The organism is Neotamlana laminarinivorans, from assembly GCF_020523925.1.
GTDB lineage: Bacteria > Bacteroidota > Bacteroidia > Flavobacteriales > Flavobacteriaceae > Neotamlana > Neotamlana laminarinivorans.
In genome coordinates, this window is record NZ_JAJAPW010000002.1 from 22,252 (window position 1) to 45,087 (window position 22,836).

A 22,836-nucleotide genomic window follows, 5' to 3' on the forward strand; every position below is an offset into this window, starting at 1 on the left:
ATTGATAGAAAATAAAAAAAGAAAAAAAATAACTAACTTTTATCAAATACTAAACTAAACGTCGCCTATTTACTATTTTTGTAAAATTTTAACAAGTTTTTTGTAGATGAATCATGTGGGAAATTTTCGTTTGAATCAAATTCTTTTAAAATTTTACTTGCAAGCTGCTTTCCAAGTTCCACTCCAAATTGATCGTAACTAAAAATATTCCAAACTATACCTTGTACAAAAATTTTATGCTCGTACATAGCTATTAACTTTCCTAAACTTTCTGGGGTTAATTTTTTTACAAATATGGTATTTGTTGGTTTATTACCTTCAAATATCTTGAATGGTATTATATTGGCTTTAGTTCCTTCTGCAATAACTTCTTCTTTAGTTTTTCCATTCATTAAAGCTTCTGTTTGCGCTAAAAAGTTTGAGGTTAACTTATCATGGTGTTCCCTATTTCCGTGTAAAGATTGTGTAAACCCAATAAAATCGGCTGGAATTAATTTTGTTCCTTGGTGTATTAACTGAAAGAATGCGTGCTGAGAATTAGTTCCTGGTTCGCCCCAAATAATTGTTCCTGTTTGATAATTTATTGGTTTACCATTTCTATCTACACTCTTACCATTGCTTTCCATTATACCCTGTTGTAAATAGGTAGCAAATTGGTTTAAATATTGAGAGTATGGAATTATAGCTTCAGTTTCTGCTCCAAAAAAATTATTATACCAAATACTTATTAAAGCTAAAATTACTGGAATATTACTTTCAAAACTTGTAGTTTTAAAATGCTCATCCATTTTATTTGCTCCCAACAATAAGTTACTATAATTTTGATAACCTACTGATAAACTAATTGACAAACCAACGGCGCTCCATAATGAAAAACGACCACCAACCCAATCCCACATTGGGAATATATTATTGGCATCAATTCCAAAATCTTTAACTTTTTCTAGGTTTGTAGAAACCGCCACAAAATGCTTAGCTATATCTGCCCTTGTAGCCGATTGTAAAAACCAAGATTTAATAGTATTGGCGTTAGATAATGTTTCTTGTGTTGTAAAAGTTTTAGAAACTATTACAAATAATGTGGTTTCTGGATCTAGTTTTTTAATAATCTCGTTTACATGATCGCCATCAACATTACTTACAAAATAAGTAGTTAATTGGTTTTTATAATACTGAAGTGCATCAACAACCATTGCTGGACCTAAATCTGACCCCCCAATACCTATATTTACAACATGAGTAAATGCTTTTCCGGTGTAACCTTTTAATTTTCCACTTACAACTTTGTCTGTAAAACTTTTTATTTTTTCTCTTACTTCGTAAACTTCTGGCATTACATTTTCACCATCAACAAAAAACTGAGCGTTTTTTGGTGCACGCAAAGCTGTATGGAGCACTGCTCTATCTTCGGTTTTATTTATTTTTTCTCCTGCAAACTGACTTACAATAGCTTCCTTTAGCTTAACATCCTCTGCTAATTCTAATAAAAGACTGAGCGTTTCTTTGGTTATTATATTTTTTGAAAAATCTACATAAAAATCATCCCATTTAATCGACTTTTTATTTGCTCGCTCTGCATCTTGAGCAAATAAATCTTTCATTTGAGTGTTTTTTAAATCTTCAAAATGTGCTTGTAGTTTTTTCCAAGCATTTGTTGTGGTTGGGTTAACAGTTGGTAATGCCATTGTGTTTTATGAGTTAGCTTGAGCTTGTGTAATTACAGTTTGTTCTGGCTGCTCGTTAATTTCAGGCTCAAAAAATGTATTATCTAATTTATGCTTAATAGGCTTTATATACTCTAGATATTGGGCTTTAAGTGAATCGGATATTGGTTTTGCTTCTGGCAATTTTTGTTTAAAAGGATCAACTTGCCTTCCGTTTACCCAAAACCTGTAGCATACGTGAGGACCTCCGGTGTTGCCTGTCATACCTACCCAGCCTATAACATCTCCTTGCTTTACAAATTGTCCTTTTTTTACATTTTGGGCTTTCATGTGAAGGTATTGTGTTTCAAATGTAGAGTTATGTCTAATTTTCACATATTTACCATTTCCGCCTCGTCGGGTAGATTCTGTTACTGTTCCGCTAGCTGTAGCTCGAATAGGTGTTCCAATTGGAGCGGCAAAATCGGTACCTTTATGTGGCCTAATTTTATAACCATAATAAGCAATACGGCGTTTTAAATTATATCTTGAAGAAATACGACCAAACTCAATTGGAGATTTTAAAAATGCTCGACGTAAATTTTTAGCTTCCTCGTTAAAATAGTCTACTATACCCTTTACCGAATCGGTTTCAAATTGAAATGCATAAAAAGGTTCATGATTATGCTCAAAATAAGCTGCTTTAACCTCGTGAACACCTGTGTATATACTATCATCTATATATTTATCACTGTAAATCACTTTAAAACGATCACCTTTTTGCAAACGACGAAAATCTATAGTCCAAGCATAAATATTATTAGCTAACATATTTGTTAACACAGCACTAACGCCTTGCTTATCTAAAGTTTCGGATATGCTACTATTTATTACTCCTGTAATAGTTTTTTCAACATATTTTATAGGTTTTCTGCTTTTGTAAGCATGAATAGAATCTTTAAAACTTATCACCACATAATCCTCTTTATTGGGTTGATAAATGAATGCTTGTGGAGTATTTAAAGAATCTTTAGCACATAATAAGGTATAAGTTTTACCTATTTGCAAACGACGAATATCAAAAGTATCTTTTGTTTGCTCTGCTATTTCATAAATTTTAGGATAACTTACATGATTTCTATCTAGAATAACGCCAAAAGTATCGCCTTTGCGTACTGTATCGCGTTTTACCACATAATCGTTTAATTTAAAACCAAACTCTTTAGGCTCTATTGGAGGCTCTACAACAGCTAAATCGTTAGTTTTATTTTCAGGTTTTTCTTCTTCATTTTTACAACTAGTAAAACAGATTACTAATATTAGTAATACTACAAATCTGTTCCCCAAGTTGCGATTTCGTTTTCTGTCCATAAATCTGGAAAAAATATTCGTTTTTGATATTTTGGATGCATATACTTTACCCACTCGCTACCTCCTGTAGCTTCGGCTGTTTCGCCTCCAATATTTAAATAATGGTTTGCTGTGTTATAATGTGCCATTACCCACTTTATATTTACCGTATAATCATAGTGACGCATGGCGTTTATTAATAATTTATTATCTCTAGCTTCTGGTGGAAGCGATTTAAATTTTGAATATAAATTATTAAATTGATAAAATTTAGTAAATCTAATAAATTCATCTTTATAACGCTCTTCAAAAGCTGTTAAAGTATAAGTTTTTTTTCCAGTTTTAAAATCTTTACCTGCCGCTTGCCAATACAAGTGCTCGAAGGCGTGTTCGTATGATGAATTTTTATTTATTGTATTTCTAAAACGATTGTCTATTAAATTTATTAGCTCGGTTGATGCAAACTCAATTTTACGATATTGCGCGCTTTGAAAGCCACTTGCTGGAGTTAAGGTTGTTCTAAACTTGTTGTATTGTTCAATATCCATTCCGTCTTTCATGATGCTAAATGAAGACGTTAGAACATCGAAATAGCGGCTTACTCGCATTATTTTATCGGTAAAAACATCGACAGAAATGTCATCTGTTTTGGCCACTTGTTCAATTTCACTAAGTATCATTTTAAATAACAATTCTGATATTTGATGATACATTATAAACACATTTTCGTCTGGAAAAACAGTGCGCTGTACTTGAAGACTTAATAAAGCGTCGGTTTGAATATAATCCCAGTAATTTATAGGTTTACTGTGTAACAAACCTTCAAGATGTGTTTCTACATCTTGGTTTATGGCTTCGTACTTTTGTTTAAGTTCGGTATTTATTTTGGAGCTCAAGACCTTTAATTATTAACAAGTATTTTAAACGGATATTTTAAGCCTTTAAAAGCTTCTAAATCGGCTCTTAACGAACCTACTGCTAAATCGGCTTGAATACGCAAAGGTACTTTATTTTTATCTTTAGAAACCCAAAGTGTTAAACTTTCTTCTTCTTTAAAAACACGCCCAGCCATTACATATGGTCGAAATTTTAATGCTTCTATATCTCCAAATTCTGTTTCTATAGTTTCTTCACCTAAAAATTTAAGTTTAAATCCATAGTTTTCTTCATCAAAAAACATATCAATTTTTACTTCATCACCTTTTTTCATCACTTTGGTATCTAATTTATTTCTTAGGTAATAAAATGTAGAAACCATGTCTTGAATATTAGGCTCGGTATTAAAAACCTTTTTTGTGTTATGTTTTAGATCGTTAACATGAGCTTTGTTTTTTTCTTGATCGAAGTTTATAACTAAATTTTTGGTATGCCCACCTTCATCTATCTTCCTAACAAACTTGTAGGGTATTAGTTCTTTTTTATCAAAATAACTTTCGTAGCGATCTTCTACTTTAAAAACCCATTTAATCATGCCTGTTGTCCAACCTTTTCCAACAACATGATAAACTTGTTTTCCGTTAAACTGAGATTCGTTAACTTTTAAAGTGGCGTTTCCGGCTTTCATCCAGCCACTATAACTCATTTTAAACTTAAACCATTCACCAGTATCGAAAGCTGGTTCTTGGGCATAAACATGAGATGCAATAATTGTAAATGTTAATAGCAATATTTTTTTCATGGCTTACAGGGCTGTTACTTGTAACTTTAATTAGATACGTTCATTGTACGGTTAAATTTACAATTACCATTCCAAAAATATAAAATTTCTTAACACTTATATTCTTTTAAAAAACTGTTAACATTTAAATAGCATTTGTATTTATAAATTAAAACCAAAAACCAATACTAAAATACCATATACTTTCTCCTAATTCTGGCGTGTAACTGTATTTAGCTTGAACTGGCCCTAAAAAAGTATCTAGAGCATAACCAAGAGCATAACCACTATAAGTAGGTAACGATAACCATTTACCCGTTTCGAAAAGATTATCTTCTACGTTTGCCCAATTTCCTTCAATAGTTAAATGTTGTTTTTTTAATAGTTCTAAATCTACAGTAAATTTAGATTTTATAAAACTATTACCACCTAAAGCAACAAAATCGTATCCTAAAAATGGTATAAAATTGTTGATTAAATTATTTCCATATCCTCCCAAACCAAAATTTAAAGTATTAAAACTACTATCGCCAATCCTAAAGCCACTTTGGGCTTGAACATTAAAAGACAAACTATTAGACACACTAAAAGCATAACCAGCTTCTGCCTGTGCAATAGCAAAACTTTTAAACTCTTGGAATATACTAGTACCCAATAAGTACCAATGTATATCGCTATTAAAGAAAACACCTTTTTCAGGAAAATATTTATTATCGTAAGTATCGTATTTTAAATTACCAAATACACTAAATAAATTTGATCTTTCAAAATCAAAATCTTCCTCGGTAACCTCATCTGTTAAGGTTTCAGAAGTTATATCTAGATGTTTGTGTTCTGCACCCAAAGCAAGTGCAAAATCTCTACGAAATAATGTTTGAAGGTAAAATTGATTGGTAAAATCTTTAAGTTTTACGTTTATTTTATTAATACCTGAACTTAAAAATGGACCACCATCTAACAACAAATCTGCACTTACATCTTTTTTAAACTGGTTGTAGCGCGATTTTAACCCAACGCTCCAATAAAAACCTTTATCAATTAAATAGTCGAAATTATATCTTACGTTATCACCCAAAATAAAATCAAAAGATGCCACGTCGTTATTAAACAATAATCGTTTTTTTGTTAAGTTAATTAACGCTGCACTTTTGTATAAATCATCAAAGTGCACTCCTAATTTTAAATAGGTATTTATTTTAGATTCCTTTAAACGAGCTGTAAAATTATACACACCTTTGCTTTCTGTTTCTTGAAGATTGTAATCGAAGGCATCGAAATTATTAGTTGCTTCTAAATTATTTAAACCACTAACAAATTCTGTATAACTCATTTTCTGGTTACTCTTAAATTTTAGTTTTCCGGTAACATAAGACCTTGTATATTTTGTTAATCCTTCAATTTTTACATTTTTAATTGCCAGACTATCTAGTGGATTTATTTTGATACGCCGATTTTCTTCTTTTAATTTTGGTAAACCGTTTAATGCTTTAATAACATTGTTTGAAGCCATAACACCAGAATTAATTATACTTCTACCTTCATCAAAAGACATTACAGTATAATCTTTTATAGCCGGTTTAATATAAATATCGGTTTTACCAACTTTTAGCTTCATATCGTTAACTGTACGGTAGTTGTTTATTTGAAGCAGTACATCTAAACCTGAGGTTAATTCATCTCTATTCATTAAGCCATCTTGTACATCTACCCCAATAATTACATCCATTCCTTTAGCTTTTAACTCATCAATGGGATAGTTATTTACTACACCGCCATCAATTAGCATTTTATTATTAATAAAAACGGGTTTAAAAACTGATGGCAATGCACTACTAGCTAAAACCGATAAGGGCAAATCTCCTTTCTCTAGAACAACAGGCGTACCTTTTTCTACATCTGTCGCAATACAAAAAAACGGAATAGGAAGAGCCTTAAAATCTTTTGTTTCGCATAGCGGAAGCATAAGTTGCGATAACAAATTGTATGTGTTATGGCCTTTTGATAATGCCGATGGCAAGTTTATTTTAAATTCATTAAAAGGAAGTTTTATTGCATAACGCTCTGCATTATTTCGCTCGTGTAAAGTTTTTGCTTTTCTTGGCAAATTATCGTTTAAAATATTATCAAAATCAACAGATTTAAATATTGAATCTAGCTGATTACCAGAATACCCAGAGGCATACAACGAGCCAATTACTGCCCCCATGCTTGTTCCTGCAATGTAATCTATTTTTACACCTAAACTATCTATTACTTTTAAAACACCTATATGAGCAAGCCCTTTTGCACCACCACCACTTAAAACCAAACCTACTTTTGGCTCTGTTTTTTCTATATTATTGTCTTGCGCTTTCGCGGAAACTGAAACAAGTAACAATAATACTAATACAATGTGTTTTAAATTCAAAATAAGATTTTTGTGTTTATTTTTAACTCAACTAAAACAATTTAATTGTTGTGATAATAATTATAAATTTTTTCTGCTCTAGATGCTCCAACAACATCTTCTAACTCATCAAGTTTAGCATTAGCTACACGTTTAGCCGATTTAAAATGCTTAAGTAACTCTACAACTGTTTTTTCGCCTACACCATTTATAGTTTCTAACTCGGTATTTAATGCACTTTTACTTCTACGATTACGGTGATGCTCTATACCAAAACGGTGTGCTTCGTTTCGTAATTGTTGAATTATTTTTAATGTTTCGCTTTTTTTATCTAAATATAACGGAATTGGGTCGTTTGGATAAAATAATTCTTCTAAACGCTTAGCAATTCCGATTATGGCAATTTTTCCTCTTAAATTTAAAGCATCTAAACTTTTTAATGCTGACGATAGTTGCCCTTTTCCTCCATCAATAATTATAAGTTGTGGTAACGGCTGCTCTTCATCTAACAAACGTTTGTACCGGCGATATACAACTTCTTCCATAGATGCAAAATCGTCTGGACCCTCAACCGTTTTTATATTAAAATGACGATAATCTTTTTTACTGGGCTTACCATTTTTAAATACTACGCAAGCCGCCACAGGGTTGGTTCCTTGAATATTTGAGTTATCAAAACACTCAATATGCCGAGGTTCTTCATGTAAACGTAAATCTGCTTTCATTTGCGCCATAACCCGATTAGCATGCCTATCTGGATCTACAATTTTAATTTGTTTAAAACGCTCCATTCTAAAATACTTAGCATTTCTAATAGATAAATCTAAAATATGCTTTTTATCGCCCAATTGCGGCACGGTAACTTTAATATCTTCACCAATATCAACCGGAAAAGGCACATAAATTTCTTTAGATTTAGAGTGAAACCGTTGCCTAATTTCGGTAATAGCTAACTCCAATAATTCCTTATCGGTTTCATCGAGTTTTTTCTTAATTTCTAGTGTATGCGAACGAATTATAGACCCATAAGAGAGTTGTAAAAAATTAATATAACCATAACTCTCGTCGCTTATTACACTAAAAACATCTACATTACTAATTTTAGGATTTACAATGGTAGATTTGGCTTGGTAATTTTCTAAAACCTCAACTTTTTCTTTTATTTTCTGAGCTTCTTCAAACTGCATGTTTTCTGCAAGTTCCATCATTTGCTCTTTAAATTTCGATAAGGAATCTTTAAAATTTCCTTTTAAAATTTGCTTTATAGCCTTTATATTTTCATTATAATGCTTTTCACTCTCTAAACCTTCGCAAGCCCCTTTACAATTTCCTAAATGATATTCTAAACACACCTTGTACTTTCCTGACCGTATTTTTTCTTCATGTAAATCGTAATTACATGTTCGCAACGAAAATAAACCACGAATTAAATCGAGTAAAGTATGTACTGTTTTAACGCTTGTATATGGCCCAAAATAATCGCCTCCATTTTTAAACACGCGACGCGTAGAAAAAACTCTAGGAAAACGTTCGTTTTTAACACAAATCCACGGGTAAGATTTATCATCTTTTAAAAGTACATTATACCTAGGTTTGTGCTTTTTAATTAAGTTGTTTTCAAGCAATAAAGCATCTGTTTCTGTTTCAACAACAATATGCTTTATGTTAGCAATTTTTTTTACTAAAACTCGGGTTTTTCCACTATCATGAGTTTTTGTAAAATATGAGCTTACTCGCTTTTTTAAATTTTTAGCTTTACCTACATAAATAATAGTACCTTCTTTATCAAAATATTGATAAACTCCAGGTGCATTTGGTAAGGTTTTTAGTTGTATTTCTAAAGCAGGAACATCCATTACTGTAAAGGTAAATATTTAAAATATTATCACTAATTTTCTTTCTTAAATATCTATTAAAAAAATAGATATTTAAAAGGTGTAATTTGTTACCTTGCGCCACTTTTTTAACAATAAAAAATGAGTAAAAAAATTATAGGAAGAGTTGACAAAGTTGACTTTCCAAAATTAGAACTTTTCGGCATAAACGTAAAAATAGATACCGGTGCATATACATCGGCCATTCATTGCTCGCGTATAATTGAAGAAAATAACAGCCTACGTTGTATGTTTAAAAGTGATGTGCACCAAAACTTTGGTAAAAGCGAAATAGTTTTCGATACCTTTACTAATACCAATGTAAAAAGTAGTAATGGCTACAAAGAAAATCGTTATAAAGTAAAATCTGAAGTTATATTTTTTGGTAAAACATATAAGATTAACTTAACTTTAAGCACGCGCGAGGATATGCGCTTTCCTGTTTTAATTGGCAGAGAATTTTTAAAACATAAATTTTTAGTGGATGTTGATTTAGAAAACATTTCGTTTAAAACCACACAGAATGAACATAGTAATACTATCTAGAAACACAAACTTATACTCTACAAACCGTTTGGTTGAAGAAGGCGAAAAACGCGGCCATCTTATTGAAGTTATAGATCCATTAAAATGCGACATAATTATTGAAAAAGAAAAACCAACTATTTACTATAAAGATAGATATCTAGATTACGTTGATGCTATTATTCCAAGAATTGGAACTTCGGTTACCTTTTTTGGTTGCGCTGTGGTTAGACAATTTGAAATGATGGGTGTTTTCACCTCGGTTACCAGTGATGCTATAATACGTTCGCGCGATAAACTGCGTAGTTTTCAACGTTTATCTAAAGCTGGAATTGGCATGCCTAAAACTGTTTTTACCAATTACTCTCGAGATGTAGAAAAAGTACTATCGCATGTTGGTGGTGCTCCTGTAATTATAAAACTTTTAGAAGGCACTCAAGGTTTAGGTGTGGTTTTAGCTGAAACTAAAAATGCAGCAGAATCTGTTCTAGAAGCCTTTAACGGCCTACAAGCTCGTGCTTTAGTTCAAGAGTATATTTCTGAAGCTAAAGGTGCCGATTTACGAGCTTTAGTTGTAGACGGCCAGGTAGTTGGCGCCATGAAACGCCAAGGTAAAGAAGGCGAGTTTCGCTCTAACTTACATCGTGGTGGTTCGGCACAAATAGTAAAACTAAGCCATGAAGAATTAAAAGTAGCCATGAATGCTGCTCGTGCCTTAAAACTACCTATTTGCGGTGTAGACATGTTACAATCGGAACGTGGACCTTTACTTCTTGAAGTTAACTCAACACCCGGTTTAGAAGGTATTGAGGGCGCTACAGGAAAAAACATTGCCAAAGCTATTATTACTTTTATAGAAAGAAACAGAAAATAAATGCGGTTAAAAAAAGACAATGTTCTATCTATTTTAGGAGAAAATATTTATCCCGGAGAAAGTAAAGAAGTTAATTTTGATGTTGCTAATTTACATACCTCAGGTGCCGTAAATGTGCCTGTAATAATAGAGCGTGCTAAAAAACCAGGACCAACTGTTTTATTTACAGCTGGCATACATGGCGATGAGGTTAATGGCACCGAAATTATTCGACAACTTATAGCAAAAGGTATAAATAAACCCAAAATAGGCACTATAATTTGCATGCCTGTTATTAATATTTTTGGTTTTATTAACTTAAAGCGAGAATTTCCCGATGGGCGCGACTTAAACCGAGTATTTCCAGGAAGTAAATCAGGTTCGTTAGCAAGTCGTGTAGCTTACAAATTAGTAAAAGACATTATTCCTCATGCCGATTTAATAATCGATTTCCATACAGGCGGATCTGGCAGGTTCAATGCGCCTCAATTACGTTACTCGAAACATAAAACCAACCTAGACGAACTTGCCAAAATTTTCGGAGCGCCTTTTGTTTTATATTCAAGCAACTTATCAAAATCCTTTAGAAGCACTTGTAATAAATTAGGCAAACCTTTATTGCTTTTCGAAGGTGGCAAATCGTTTCATTTTGATGATATTGTAACACACTCAGGTGTAAATGGCTCTAAACGTATTTTAAAACATTTAGGCATGCTACAAACTACTTTCAAGGCTACAAAACCAAAAACCGAGTGTATTTTTATAATAGATAGTAAATGGCAACGCGCCAAATACTCTGGCATGTTTAAAGCTTCAATTCCTGTTGGTTCTTTGGTGCAAAAAGACGACATTATTGGCAACATTACAGACCCATACGGAAAGCTTAACTACTTTGTAAGAGCATCAAACACTGGTTATATTATTAATGTAAACGAATCGCCCATTGTATATCAAGGCGATGCTTTATTTCATATTTCAACCATGCTTAAGTAACATGAAGAAAGCCGAACTGCGAAATATATACAAAACTAAAAGACAACAATTGTCTGAAATAGATGTAGATAATTTAAGTATTGCAATAGCAAATCAACTTTTAAAGCTTCATGTTTGGCAAGCATCTTTTTATCATGTTTTTTTAGCTATAGAAGAGCAGAAAGAAGTAAACACCGATTATATTTTGAACATTCTTTCTGGTAAAGACAAAAATATAGTGATTTCTAAAAGTGATTTTAAAACTTACGAAATGACGCATTATTTACTCACCGATAATACTAAAATTAAAAAGAATAAATACAACATTCCTGAACCCATTGATGGCATTGAAATAAAAAACGAAAATATTGAAGTTGTGTTTATTCCGCTTTTAGCATTCGACAAGCAAGGAAATCGTGTGGGTTATGGCAAAGGTTTTTACGACCGTTTTTTAAGTAAATGCCGCCCCGAAACTATTAAAATAGGTTTATCTTTTTTTGAAGCAGAAACAGAAATATGTGATATTTTTAATAGCGATATTACATTGGATTTTTGTGTTACTCCTGAACAGGTTTATAAGTTTTAATTATCCTTTGAAAACGCCTTTTTATTAAATACTATAAGCATAACGAAACCTGTGCTAATTGCAACATCGGCAATATTAAAAACAGGCTCAAAAAAATTAAAGCGTTTACCTCCATAAATGGGTAACCATTGAGGTAAATCTACCTCAAATAAAGGAAAGTAAAGCATATCAACAACCTTACCATGCAACAGCGTATCGTAACCACCAGCTTCTGGTAAAAAGGCTGCTACTTGGTTTATACTGTCATCAAACAAAACACCGTAAAACACAGAATCTACAATATTACCTAAAGCACCAGCAAATATTAACACAATGGCTGTAATAAGTATTTTAGGACTTTGTTTTTTTATGGCACTTAATAACCAATACCCTATACCAAAAATGGCCACAATGCGAAATACAGTTAAAATAACTTTAGCTGTTCTGTCGGAAATTAAAGTAGTGAAATCACTAATTTTTGTACCCCAAGCCATTCCATCATTTTCAATAAAATAAATTTTAAACCAACTAAATACTTCAACATTTTCATAAAGTACAAAGTTTGTTTTTATGTAAATTTTACTTATTTGATCTATAAGTAGAATGCTAATTATAAATAAAATAGATTTTTTTAAAGACATTCTTTTTCTGCTTAAAACCTTTAACTCTTTCCTTTTAATACTATCAAATAAAAAACGTCTCAAGCCTGAATTATAGGTAGAGACGTTTTAATTTTATTATTTAACGCAAATTTATTTCTGCATATTTTTTGCTTCAATACTTAAAGTTGCATGTGGCACCAGCTCTAAACGTTTTTTGTTTATTAGCTTACCCGTTACACGACAAATACCATAGGTTTTATTTTCAATTCTAATTAATGCATTTTTTAAATCGCGAATAAATTTTTCTTGACGAATTGCTAACTGCGAATTAGACTCTTTACTCATTACTTCACTACCCTCATCAAACGCCTTGAAAGTTGGCGATGTATCGTCTGTACCATTATTATGGTCGTTCATATACGCACTTCTTAAAAGATCTAAATCATGCTTAGCTTTTTCAATTTTATCTAAAATTATAGCCTTAAACTCGGCTAAATCTTTATCTGAATATCTTACGTTTGTTTCTGAGCTCATAATGTTAATGTTTTTGAATAAACAATTTGGTATTTACATCATCAAAAGCAATTTCTATACCATTATTAATTTCGTCTTTAATTTCTAATTGTTCGGTTAATGTTTCGGTTTTTATGTAATCGATATTAGAATTAATGGCATTTACAATGTTATCGTCTTTTTGAAGCTCTACATTTATTTTATCTGTTACCTCAAACCCTGAGTCTTTACGTAAATTTTGAATCCTGTTAACTAATTCTCTTGCTATACCTTCTTTACGTAATTCGTCTGTAATTGTAACATCTAGAGCAACAGTTAAAGCACCTTCATTTGCAACTAACCAACCTTCTATATCTTGCGATGTAATTTCTACGTCACCGCGTTCCAAAATAATGCTTTTTCCATTAATATCAACTTCTATTTCGCCATTTTGCTCAATTTTGTTAATATCTTCTGCCGAAAAGTTAATTACTTTAGACGCTACTGCCTTCATATCTTTACCAAAACGTGGCCCAAGTACTTTAAAGTTTGGTTTTATCTGTTTTACTAAAATATCTGAAGCGTCATCTAAAAGTTCTATTTCCTTTACGTTTACTTCGTGTTTAATTAAATCTGACACCGCTAATATTTCCTCCTTTTGCTGTTCGTTATCAATAGGAATCATAATTTTTTGCAGTGGTTGACGTACTTTTATTTTTTCTTTTGCTCGTAACGATAATACTAACGATGATATTATTTGAGCATTTTCCATTTTACGCTCTAAACTTTTATCTACAAAAGCTTCGTTGTAAACTGGGAAATTAGCTAAGTGTACACTCTCGAAACTTTCTTTTTTGGTTACTGCATTTAAATCTAAATACAATTTATCCATAAAGAAAGGTGCAATTGGCGCCCCAAGTTTCGCTATGGTTTCCATACATGTATATAATGTTTGGTAGGCCGAAATTTTATCTTGTTGGTAATCGCCTTTCCAGAAACGCCTTCTACTTAAACGTACAAACCAGTTACTCAAATTATCTTGCGTAAAGTCTGAAATTGCTCTAGCCGCTTTAGTTGGTTCGTAGTCGGCATAATATTCGTCTACTTTTTGAATTAAGGTATGTAATTCTGATAAAATCCAACGGTCTAACTCCGGACGATCTTCCAGAGGTATATCGGTTTCAGCGTAACTAAAACCATCTAAATTTGTATATAACGAGAAGAACGAATAGGTATTATAAAGCGTTCCGAAGAATTTACGTTTTACTTCCTCTACACCATCAATATCAAATTTTAAATTATCCCAAGGATTGGCGTTACTAATCATATACCAACGTGTAGCATCGGCACCGTAATTACCTAAAGTTTCAAACGGATCGACAGCATTACCTAAGCGCTTGGACATTTTTTGTCCGTTTTTATCTAACACTAACCCATTAGAAACTACATTTTTGTAAGCTACAGAATCGAAAACCATGGTTCCAATAGCGTGAAGTGTGTAAAACCATCCACGAGTTTGATCGACACCTTCGGCTATAAAATCTGCAGGGTACGATACGCCTCCATCAACTAATTCCTTATTTTCAAATGGGTAATGCCATTGTGCGTAAGGCATTGAACCAGAATCGAACCAAACATCGATTAAATCGCTTTCGCGGAACATTTTTTGGCCCGTTGGAGACACTAAAATAATGCCATCAACTATATTTTTATGTAAATCTAATTTTGCATAATTTTCTTCGGAATTGTTTCCAACTTCAAAATCTTCAAAAATATCTTTTTCAAGAACGCCTGCCTCAACGGCACGGTGCATTTCTGCTTTAAGTTCTTCAACCGAACCTATACAAATTTCTTCTTTACCATCTTCGGTTCTCCAAATTGGTAACGGAATTCCCCAGTAACGCGATCGCGATAAATTCCAATCGTTAGCATTGGCTAGCCAATTACCAAAACGACCCGTTCCTGTAGCTTTTGGTTTCCAGTTTATAGTTTCGTTAAGCTCGTACATTCTATCCTTTATGTCGGTAACTTTTATAAACCAAGAATCTAAAGGATAATAAAGAATTGGTTTATCGGTACGCCAACAGTTCGGGTAGCTGTGTTTATATTTTTCAACCTTAAAGGCTTTGTTTTCTTCTTTTAATGTAATGGCAATTTCTACATCTACCGAACGTTCTGGAGCTTCGCCATCGTTATAATATTCGTTTTTAACGTATTTACCTGCCAATTCGCCTAACTCTGGACGGAATTTACCTTGTAAATTTACAAGCGGTACTAAGTTTCCGTTTTCATCTTTTACAAGCATTGGCGGTACTTCTGGTGTTGCTTGTTTTGCAACCAAAGCATCATCGGCACCAAAGGTTGGTGCGGTGTGTACAATACCTGTACCATCTTCGGTAGTTACAAAATCTCCAGCTATAATTCTAAATGCATTTTCTGGATTATCGTTTGGTAAAACATACGGCATAAGTTGCTCATATTTTATACCAACTAAATCTTTACCTACAAATTCCTTTACAACGAAGTATGGAATTTTTTTGTCGCCAGATTTGTATTCTAATAATTCAGATTTATTTTCAACACGATTAAACTTTCCAGAAAACTGATAGTTCACCAATTTTTTAGCCAATACTACATTGATTGGCTCAAAAGTATATTGATTGTATGTTTCAACTAAAACATAATCTATTTTTGGACCAACGGTTAACGCGGTGTTACTTGGCAATGTCCAAGGTGTGGTGGTCCAAGCTAAGAAATGTATATCGCCTTCGTTTTGTAAAAAGTCTGGCAGCGTTTCGTTAACAGCCTTAAACTGCGCGACAATTGTGGTATCGGTTACATCTTGATAGGTTCCTGGTTGGTTTAGCTCATGAGAACTTAAACCAGTTCCCGCTTTTGGCGAATAAGGTTGTATAGTATAACCTTTGTATAATAAACTTTTATTGTAAATCTGTTTTAATAACCACCAAACAGACTCCATGTATTTAGGTTCGTAGGTAATGTACGGATCGTCCATATCTACCCAATACCCCATTTTTTGAGTAAGATCGTTCCAAACATCGGTGTAGCGCATTACGGCTTTGCGGCACGCTGCATTATAATCTTCGACAGAAATAGTTTTCCCTATATCTTCTTTAGTAATGCCTAACTCTTTTTCTACACCAAGCTCAATAGGTAAACCATGCGTATCCCAACCTGCTTTACGCTTTACTTGGAAACCTTTCATGGTTTTATATCGTGGAAAAATATCTTTTATAGCACGCGCCAACACGTGGTGCACACCAGGCAAGCCATTTGCTGATGGTGGTCCTTCGAAAAACACAAATGTTTCATTGCCTTCTCTAGTAGTTACACTTTTTTCAAATATGCTATTTTCTTGCCAATAGTTAAGAATTTCTTCGGTTACTTTTGGCAAGTCAAGTCCTTTATATTCAGGAAATTTCGCGCTCATTTACTCATTAATCTTTTAAGTTCGCGAATTTAATAATTTCTTATGGAATTTTAAGCATTAAAAAAGCCAAAACAAATGTTTTGGCTTTAGTGCTATTACTTTACTATTAAAAATTTAGTTCACTATTATTTTTTTCTTAACTATTTCGTTTGTTTCGGTTTGCAATACAACAGCATATGCGTTTACTGGAATGCTATTAAAATTTATTCCAGAATTTAACTCGCTTGATGATAAGTTACTGTATTCCAAAACTTTTTGACCTTGAAGATTAAATAACACTAACTTTTTAACTCCGTTTTTCAATGATTTTGCATAAAATGTATTTGTACTATTTTGGTAAAACATGTTTTTTGAATTGTAAGCTACTTCTGTGCTACTAAGCACACTTGTTTCTTCTTGAAATGCCATTTGAAATCTATCTGTAAAGGCACCTTGAGATGACACAAACTCGTAGGCCTCTCCACTAGCTAAATCAAAAAGTTTTCCTGTATAAGCATCTTGTATGTATATAGATTGACCTTCTTCTATGTTTTCTAGTTCTATTACTTTTATAGAGAACGTATTTTCTCCAGAAGAATAATGGTTAAACTTAATTACTTTATCTTCACTTAATGCACAATAGGCTTGAATACTCATGTTAGTTCCATTTAAATCTAAATTTAAATCATCATCATATGTTCTCATAACGGCGGCATCATAACCATAATCGTAACCATCTGTTGTTGCATCACTAAAACCTAAAAGCAACTCTCTTCTTATTGAAGCTCCCTCTAAACCTAAAAATTCTATTCTTATTTTTTGAAAACCAGAAGATGTAGTTCTTCTAATTATAGTTGACTTATTTGATGATGTTTTTTCTAATTCTGAATTATTTACTGTTCCTAGTTTTGTTGTTTGTGCATTAAGATTACTTGCAAACAAAACACATTGCATGATAATTAATGAGTAAATTAAGGTGTAAGATTTATAGTAAAAATTTTTCATAGCTCAAATATTTTTGGGGTTATTCTAAAAAAACATTTAGTTATTTAACCTAACTGTTTTAACTCTGATGTAAAATTACAGTTTATATCTATGAAAAACGTCAGAAAATGAATATATTTTACTTTTTAACCATGAATAATGTATTTAATCGGTAAAATTTGACTGGTTATCCAAAATTAGAAAGTTTTTACCTACATTTAAATTTATATATTTGTATTTACAAATTGGTAAAATTAGTTTTGAAGCCATTAAATTTATGCATAAAAAAAAGCCAAAACATATGTTTTGGCTTTTAAATTTATTAAACTGAATATACTTAATTTACAATAATTTTTTTGGTTAACACCTCATTACTATCTGTACGCATACTAATTATATATGCTCCTGTTGAAACATTTAGCTGTATGCCGTTATTTAAACTTGATGCCGAAACATTTTCTAATTCTAGCATTGTTTGTCCTCGCATATTTATTAAAGCTATATTTTTAACATCTGTAGTTAAGTTTTTAACATAAAAGGTTTTGTTACTATTTTGGTAATATATGTAATTTGAATTAAAAGAAGTATCGTCAGTACTTAACGCCTGTTGAGTTTCATTTTGGAATACAATCTGAAAACGTTCATTAAAAATTCCTTGACTAGTGGTAAAACTATAGGCCTCTCCACTGGTTAAATCAAAATAGGTTCCTGTTAAGTTATCTTTTAAATATACTTCTTGATCATCATCAAAATCAATTAATTCAGTAGCTTGAATTTCAAAGGTATTATCACCGGAAGATCTAAAGTTTAAAGGAACAATTTTATCACTTGTTATTTCCCCGTAAGCTTGAATTAGCATATTCTCTCCATTTAAATCTAGACTTATATCGTTACTTGTTATCTCACCTAGCTTTGCATCATAACCATAATCATACTCGTCGGTTGTATAATTACTAAATCCTAATAATAATTCTCTTCGTGTATCTGTACCACTTACAGAATTTAATTCTATACGCAATTTTTGTATTGTTGAATCATCATCTTCTTTTGTAGAATTGTCCTTAGAAGAATTACCTTTAAAAAAGACTGAACCATTATAATCTGTTCCATCTGCATCAGACTCTAAAACGAAAACACGCTGACCATTATTAAATTCAATTTCGCCATCATCAACAATTTCTACAATAAAACCTTGTGACACTGGCAAATATCTTGTTGGGTGTTTTGTACCATCTTTACTTCCATTATTACCACCATAAATACCAACAAATTGGAATGCACGTACACCACCTGTCTTATTTACTGTAGCATAACCTGCATTATATTCATTTAAATAATGTGAATCCCCACTCCATTGTTGCCATAAATAAATAAATCCTCCTATAATATCTTTATTGTCATCAATAAACTGATGTACATCAATTGCTGATGGATATGGATTACCTAATAAATAATCTGTTTTTGATCCGCTACCTCCTACATCGCTTACACTTACTTTTACTGTACCATTATTTGGTTTTCCTTCAAATATATAAGCTTGCTCTGTACCACTAACTCCTGTACCTTTTTGAGTATATCCTACTCCTGCCGGTATGTTTGTAGAAGTTCCTATTTTACTCCAGTCCCAGTAAGTAACACCATTTTTATAGGTATACAACCAATATGTACTTATGCTTCCGCTACCTGTATATCCCGATGTGAATGTCATAGGGTTTTCAGCTCCATCTTTTAACATGTTTAAAGTAAAGTCGCTATTATTGGTATTATTAGTAGAGGCATTATCATCTAATAAACTTGTTGAACCTAAAGCTCCCACTGGAGAACTCCAATAATTATAACGGTACGCATTTGATGTTCCTTCTTGACGTCTTAACAATTTTCCTGATGCTGAACTAACCAAATCACTATTTGTACTTTGTAATAACTGACAGTCATCTTCTAAATCTAAAGTTCCATTTAACTCCAAATACCATGTGTTAGTTAAGGATTGCTCACCACTTATATTTAATGTACTACCAGAATCAATAATTAAACCTAAATTTGTATGAGAATTTGTTGTTGCAACTTCACTCGATATTTTTACAATACTCCAATCTTTGTTGTTAGGGACATCTTCTATATCCCATACATTTCCATGTAACCAAGTACTTTCTGAAGTCCATAATCCGTCTGTTTCACTCTCATAAGGTAGAGGTGCTGTTTGTTCTACAATAGTTGAAATATTGTATAAACTTAAATCATTTCCATTTCCTGAATAATCATCTACAATATCTGAAGTAAGATCAATATCTGTCATTGGATAATAACCTATTAAGTTAGACCAAGATATACTTGCAAGTGTGGAATCGGTTATTTCCTTAGGGATTATAGAACCAGAAACATTACCTGATAATTCCTCTATTTCTTGATACACCATTCGCTGAACTTGTAAAGTTTCTAGAGCTGTATTAAAAACTCTCACCTCATCAATATCTCCTTTAAAATACTGTTGATTGCTGACTGAACTAGATAATCTTCCTATTTCAAAATTACCATTTGATGAAGCTGTTGTTGCAATCGCTCCATTAGTACTGCCTGTACTAACTTCAACACCATCTATATATAAGCTCATGTTTCCACTAGCATTATCATAAACTCCAGTAACATGATGCCATTCATCAAAAGCTATTGAACTAGTTGAACTAATTGTAACTGCTGAATTTAAAGTTGTACTTATTGTAAAACTAGGAATATTACCATTAGACAACCATAATTTACATGCCTCATCTTCTCCTGCTACAACCATATCGGTGCTGTTACCTGAATCACTTTTTATCCATGCCATTATGGTTACAGCACTGTTACCATTAACAAATGATGTTCCTGATAAATAATCGTCTACACCATCAAAATCTATTGAAGCTTCACTTACATAATTATAAATTGTTATATCTGCTGAGGGACTATCTGCTGTTACGTTAGTATCTGTTTCTGTTTGATTATTGTACGCTGTATTTGTTAAAGTTACACTATGCGTATTTATTTGATCTGCTTGAACTTCTAATTCTATAGTCTCTTTTACTCCACTGTTTAGAGTTCCAATAGTCCAAGTATTTCCACTCCAAGAACCAACAGAAGGATTTGAACTTATTAAAGTTAATCCCGAAGGGATATTATCAAGTACTGTTAAATTAGTTACTGGATTAACTCCTAAATTTTGAACTTCTATAGTGAAAATAGCTGTTTCTCCTTCTACAACCTTATCTTTATCTACTGTTTTATTTATTAACACATCTGGATCACAATAATATGCAGAAAGTGGTTGTGAATCATAGGTACACCCTCCTTTTACCACTCTAACATAATAATCAGCAGAAGTTGTTGGCGAATAAGTAGCGCTTGTTGCTCCTGAAATTAAAACGCCATCTTCGAACCACTGATATGAATCGAAAGTTTCATCAATTACCTCTACATCTGCACCAGGTAAACAACCACCTCCAGCTACTTGAAGATTTACTTCTGGCACCGTATCAAATCCAGAAAAATATCCTGCGATACCACGAACTCCGTTAAAACCTATAAAACCAACGGCGATGGGCCCTGTAGATTCTACAGAAACATCTCCTGTAAGACCAGATATATAAAATGTTTTCCAATCTGGGGTTCCTGCAACCGCTGAAGATGCTGGTAATGTAACCACTCCTGAACCATCCTGAACCGTTATATTGGCATCTGGGGTTGAAGTTGATGCTATTAAAAACATCCCACCTGTAGCCGTTATTCCCGAAATATCAGTGATATTATGTATGTGATCCATTATATCTGGCAATAAACAATTTACAGGCGCCACAAAGTTTAAACTAACAGACACAATGGATGAAGATCCAGAAAGCACCTGATATGCATACGTATCTTTTGATGTAGTAACTAACATATTACTACCAACCGTTACACCTGAAAAAAATGTGCTCGGAATTTCAGCATATTCACCTTCATCAATATTAGCAAAAGCTGTTGTATTTCCATTAACATAAACATTGGTATTATCTTGGGTTGCTATAATAATAACATATTCATTTGTTACACCTCCATTACCTCTTACAAAAACATAGTCTTTACCTAATTTATCTTCTGGAACAGGTTGATCTGCTCCCGCATCTCTACTAGCACTTGCTGGATTAACCCCAAAATTTAACATACCATTACTAATGGCTATATCTTTGTCTGATTCTATTGATGCACCTATCCAACCGTCTATATTAGCTGTTGTTGCATCTTTGGCAGCCTCTAATACATAAGATTCTCCTTGCTGCAAAATAATTGTTATTGCATTATCTGTAATACCATCAACATCTGCACCCAACCGGAATTCACAATTAGTATTGTATCCTGATATATGTACTTCAGTATCATCTTCTGTTGCCATAATACCTAAAGTAGCACTCATACTGGTATGATCTGCTTCAATTGGTGCTCCACCCCATTTAAAACTTTGCCCCAGTGCTGCTCTACCTTTTGAAGTAATTGAAGCAGCTTGGGACCCTGAACGTCCTCTATAATTTACATAAAACTTTTCGCCTGAAGGCGACTCAAACCTCAAACCGGCATTGTTTAAAACAACCCCTGTGTTGGCATTTGTTACCAAGGTAATGTTATTATCTCCATTGGATAAACCATAAGTTGCAGGTGTGCCTTTAGATAAGGAAAAACTTGTTAAAGGTGTTGCACTTGTACCTCTATAAACATTTACAGTAAATGCTGTAGTTACTGGCGTAGATAGATAGATAGTTTGCTGTTGTATTGCTATATTATTACTATCTTGTTTTAACGGCGGTAAATAATGTAAATCGCTTAACTGTGCATTTACAGCATTAAAACAAATTAAGGCAAGAAATAGGATAAAATTAAACTTGTTGGGGCGCATTTTAATATTTTTTGGGGTTATGTAGAGTCCTTTTGTTTTGTTTATTATATATAAGACTAACTATTTAATATAGGCATAGCAATAGTTAGACCATTTTTTTGATTTGATTCATATTCTGATATGAAAGACAGTCGTTTAAATAAAGAAATACTTACAATAACTGTTTTGAAGAAAAAACTATAGTCTTGTACAATAATTGGGCTACAAATACGATTGTTTAATGTATTGTTGCTTATTTTTTTAATTAAAAATATTGAAGTTATATATGGTATACAACTTGAATATAAATGCTCAATGAAGCATAAATTACTATAAATTACATTCATAGGTTAAAATTTTAATTAGTTTGGGACTATTAAATTTTTATTAATAATATGATGGATTGGATTAAATAATATTTACGAGGGAAGTAAACTTTTATTTAGCAAAAATAATACATAATACATATTTTAAACTATTTACTCGTTAAAAGTACAAAATACTGCTGTGAATCAACTTGAGGTAATCAATAAATCATACAATAAATTCATTATTTTTCACATTAAATTATTTTATACTTAATTATAACTAGAACACATGCTTTTATAAAATTAATGATAT

16 protein-coding genes are annotated in these 22,836 nt (G+C 32.3%); 4 read left to right on the forward strand and 12 right to left on the reverse strand.

Going from position 1 to position 22,836, the window contains the following annotated elements:
- Positions 1-65: 65 nt before the first annotated feature.
- The 6 genes from pgi to uvrC form a co-directional block, all read right to left on the reverse strand.
- Positions 66-1,685, reverse strand: a complete 1,620-nt coding sequence (pgi, locus tag LG649_RS03930; RefSeq protein WP_226541146.1) for a glucose-6-phosphate isomerase — start codon at positions 1,683-1,685, stop codon at positions 66-68.
- A 6-nt stretch (positions 1,686-1,691) separates the two neighbouring features.
- Positions 1,692-3,014 (reverse strand): M23 family metallopeptidase, encoded by a 1,323-nt coding sequence (locus LG649_RS03935; protein ID WP_226541148.1) that lies wholly within the window; start codon positions 3,012-3,014, stop codon positions 1,692-1,694.
- Positions 2,972-3,889, reverse strand: a complete 918-nt coding sequence (locus LG649_RS03940) for a tryptophan 2,3-dioxygenase family protein (protein ID WP_226541156.1) — start codon at positions 3,887-3,889, stop codon at positions 2,972-2,974. Before LG649_RS03940 ends, LG649_RS03935 begins: the two co-directional genes overlap by 43 nt.
- 5 nt (positions 3,890-3,894) lie before the next feature.
- Complete coding sequence (locus LG649_RS03945) at positions 3,895-4,671, reverse strand: DUF3108 domain-containing protein (protein ID WP_226541158.1); 777 nt, start codon at positions 4,669-4,671, stop codon at positions 3,895-3,897.
- Between the two features lie 148 nt (positions 4,672-4,819).
- Positions 4,820-7,057: a patatin-like phospholipase family protein gene (locus tag LG649_RS03950; protein ID WP_226541160.1), complete on the reverse strand. Its 2,238-nt coding sequence runs from the start codon at positions 7,055-7,057 to the stop codon at positions 4,820-4,822.
- A gap of 41 nt (positions 7,058-7,098) precedes the next feature.
- Positions 7,099-8,892, reverse strand: coding sequence for an excinuclease ABC subunit UvrC (gene uvrC, locus LG649_RS03955; RefSeq protein ID WP_226541162.1), 1,794 nt, complete (start codon positions 8,890-8,892; stop codon positions 7,099-7,101).
- Positions 8,893-9,012: 120 nt separating this feature from the next.
- Here uvrC and LG649_RS03960 point away from each other — a divergent pair, with 120 nt between their 5' ends.
- Genes LG649_RS03960 through LG649_RS03975 form a run of 4 tightly spaced genes read left to right on the forward strand, consistent with a single transcriptional unit; the run spans position 9,013 to position 11,846 of the window.
- A complete protein-coding gene (locus LG649_RS03960; RefSeq protein ID WP_044630889.1) occupies positions 9,013-9,456 on the forward strand; it encodes an ATP-dependent zinc protease family protein in 444 nt (147 codons plus the stop codon).
- Positions 9,434-10,309: a 30S ribosomal protein S6--L-glutamate ligase gene (gene rimK / locus LG649_RS03965; RefSeq protein WP_044630888.1), complete on the forward strand. Its 876-nt coding sequence runs from the start codon at positions 9,434-9,436 to the stop codon at positions 10,307-10,309. The genes LG649_RS03960 and rimK overlap by 23 nt, the downstream gene beginning before the upstream one ends.
- Complete coding sequence (locus LG649_RS03970; protein WP_044630887.1) at positions 10,310-11,281, forward strand: succinylglutamate desuccinylase/aspartoacylase family protein; 972 nt, start codon at positions 10,310-10,312, stop codon at positions 11,279-11,281.
- Between the two features lies 1 nt (position 11,282).
- Positions 11,283-11,846 carry a 5-formyltetrahydrofolate cyclo-ligase gene (locus LG649_RS03975; RefSeq protein ID WP_226541164.1) on the forward strand — a complete coding sequence of 188 codons (564 nt, stop codon included), beginning with the start codon at positions 11,283-11,285 and terminating at the stop codon, positions 11,844-11,846.
- Here the strand turns inward: LG649_RS03975 and LG649_RS03980 are convergent.
- From LG649_RS03980 to LG649_RS04005, 6 genes are all read right to left on the reverse strand, one after another.
- Positions 11,843-12,466, reverse strand: a complete 624-nt coding sequence (locus LG649_RS03980) for a lipoprotein signal peptidase (protein ID WP_226541166.1) — start codon at positions 12,464-12,466, stop codon at positions 11,843-11,845. The genes LG649_RS03975 and LG649_RS03980 overlap by 4 nt on opposite strands.
- Positions 12,467-12,577: 111 nt before the next feature.
- On the reverse strand, positions 12,578-12,961 hold the full coding sequence (locus LG649_RS03985) for a TraR/DksA family transcriptional regulator (RefSeq protein WP_226541168.1): 384 nt from the start codon (positions 12,959-12,961) through the stop codon (positions 12,578-12,580).
- 4 nt (positions 12,962-12,965) lie between these two features.
- Positions 12,966-16,370, reverse strand: a complete 3,405-nt coding sequence (ileS, locus tag LG649_RS03990; protein WP_226541170.1) for an isoleucine--tRNA ligase — start codon at positions 16,368-16,370, stop codon at positions 12,966-12,968.
- A gap of 114 nt (positions 16,371-16,484) precedes the next feature.
- On the reverse strand, positions 16,485-17,354 hold the full coding sequence (locus tag LG649_RS03995; RefSeq protein WP_226541172.1) for a hypothetical protein: 870 nt from the start codon (positions 17,352-17,354) through the stop codon (positions 16,485-16,487).
- Positions 17,355-17,670: 316 nt separating this feature from the next.
- A complete protein-coding gene (locus LG649_RS04000; RefSeq protein ID WP_226541174.1) occupies positions 17,671-22,236 on the reverse strand; it encodes a LamG-like jellyroll fold domain-containing protein in 4,566 nt (1,521 codons plus the stop codon).
- Positions 22,237-22,292: 56 nt separating this feature from the next.
- Positions 22,293-22,562, reverse strand: coding sequence for a hypothetical protein (locus LG649_RS04005; RefSeq protein WP_226541176.1), 270 nt, complete (start codon positions 22,560-22,562; stop codon positions 22,293-22,295).
- Positions 22,563-22,836: the final 274 nt, after the last annotated feature.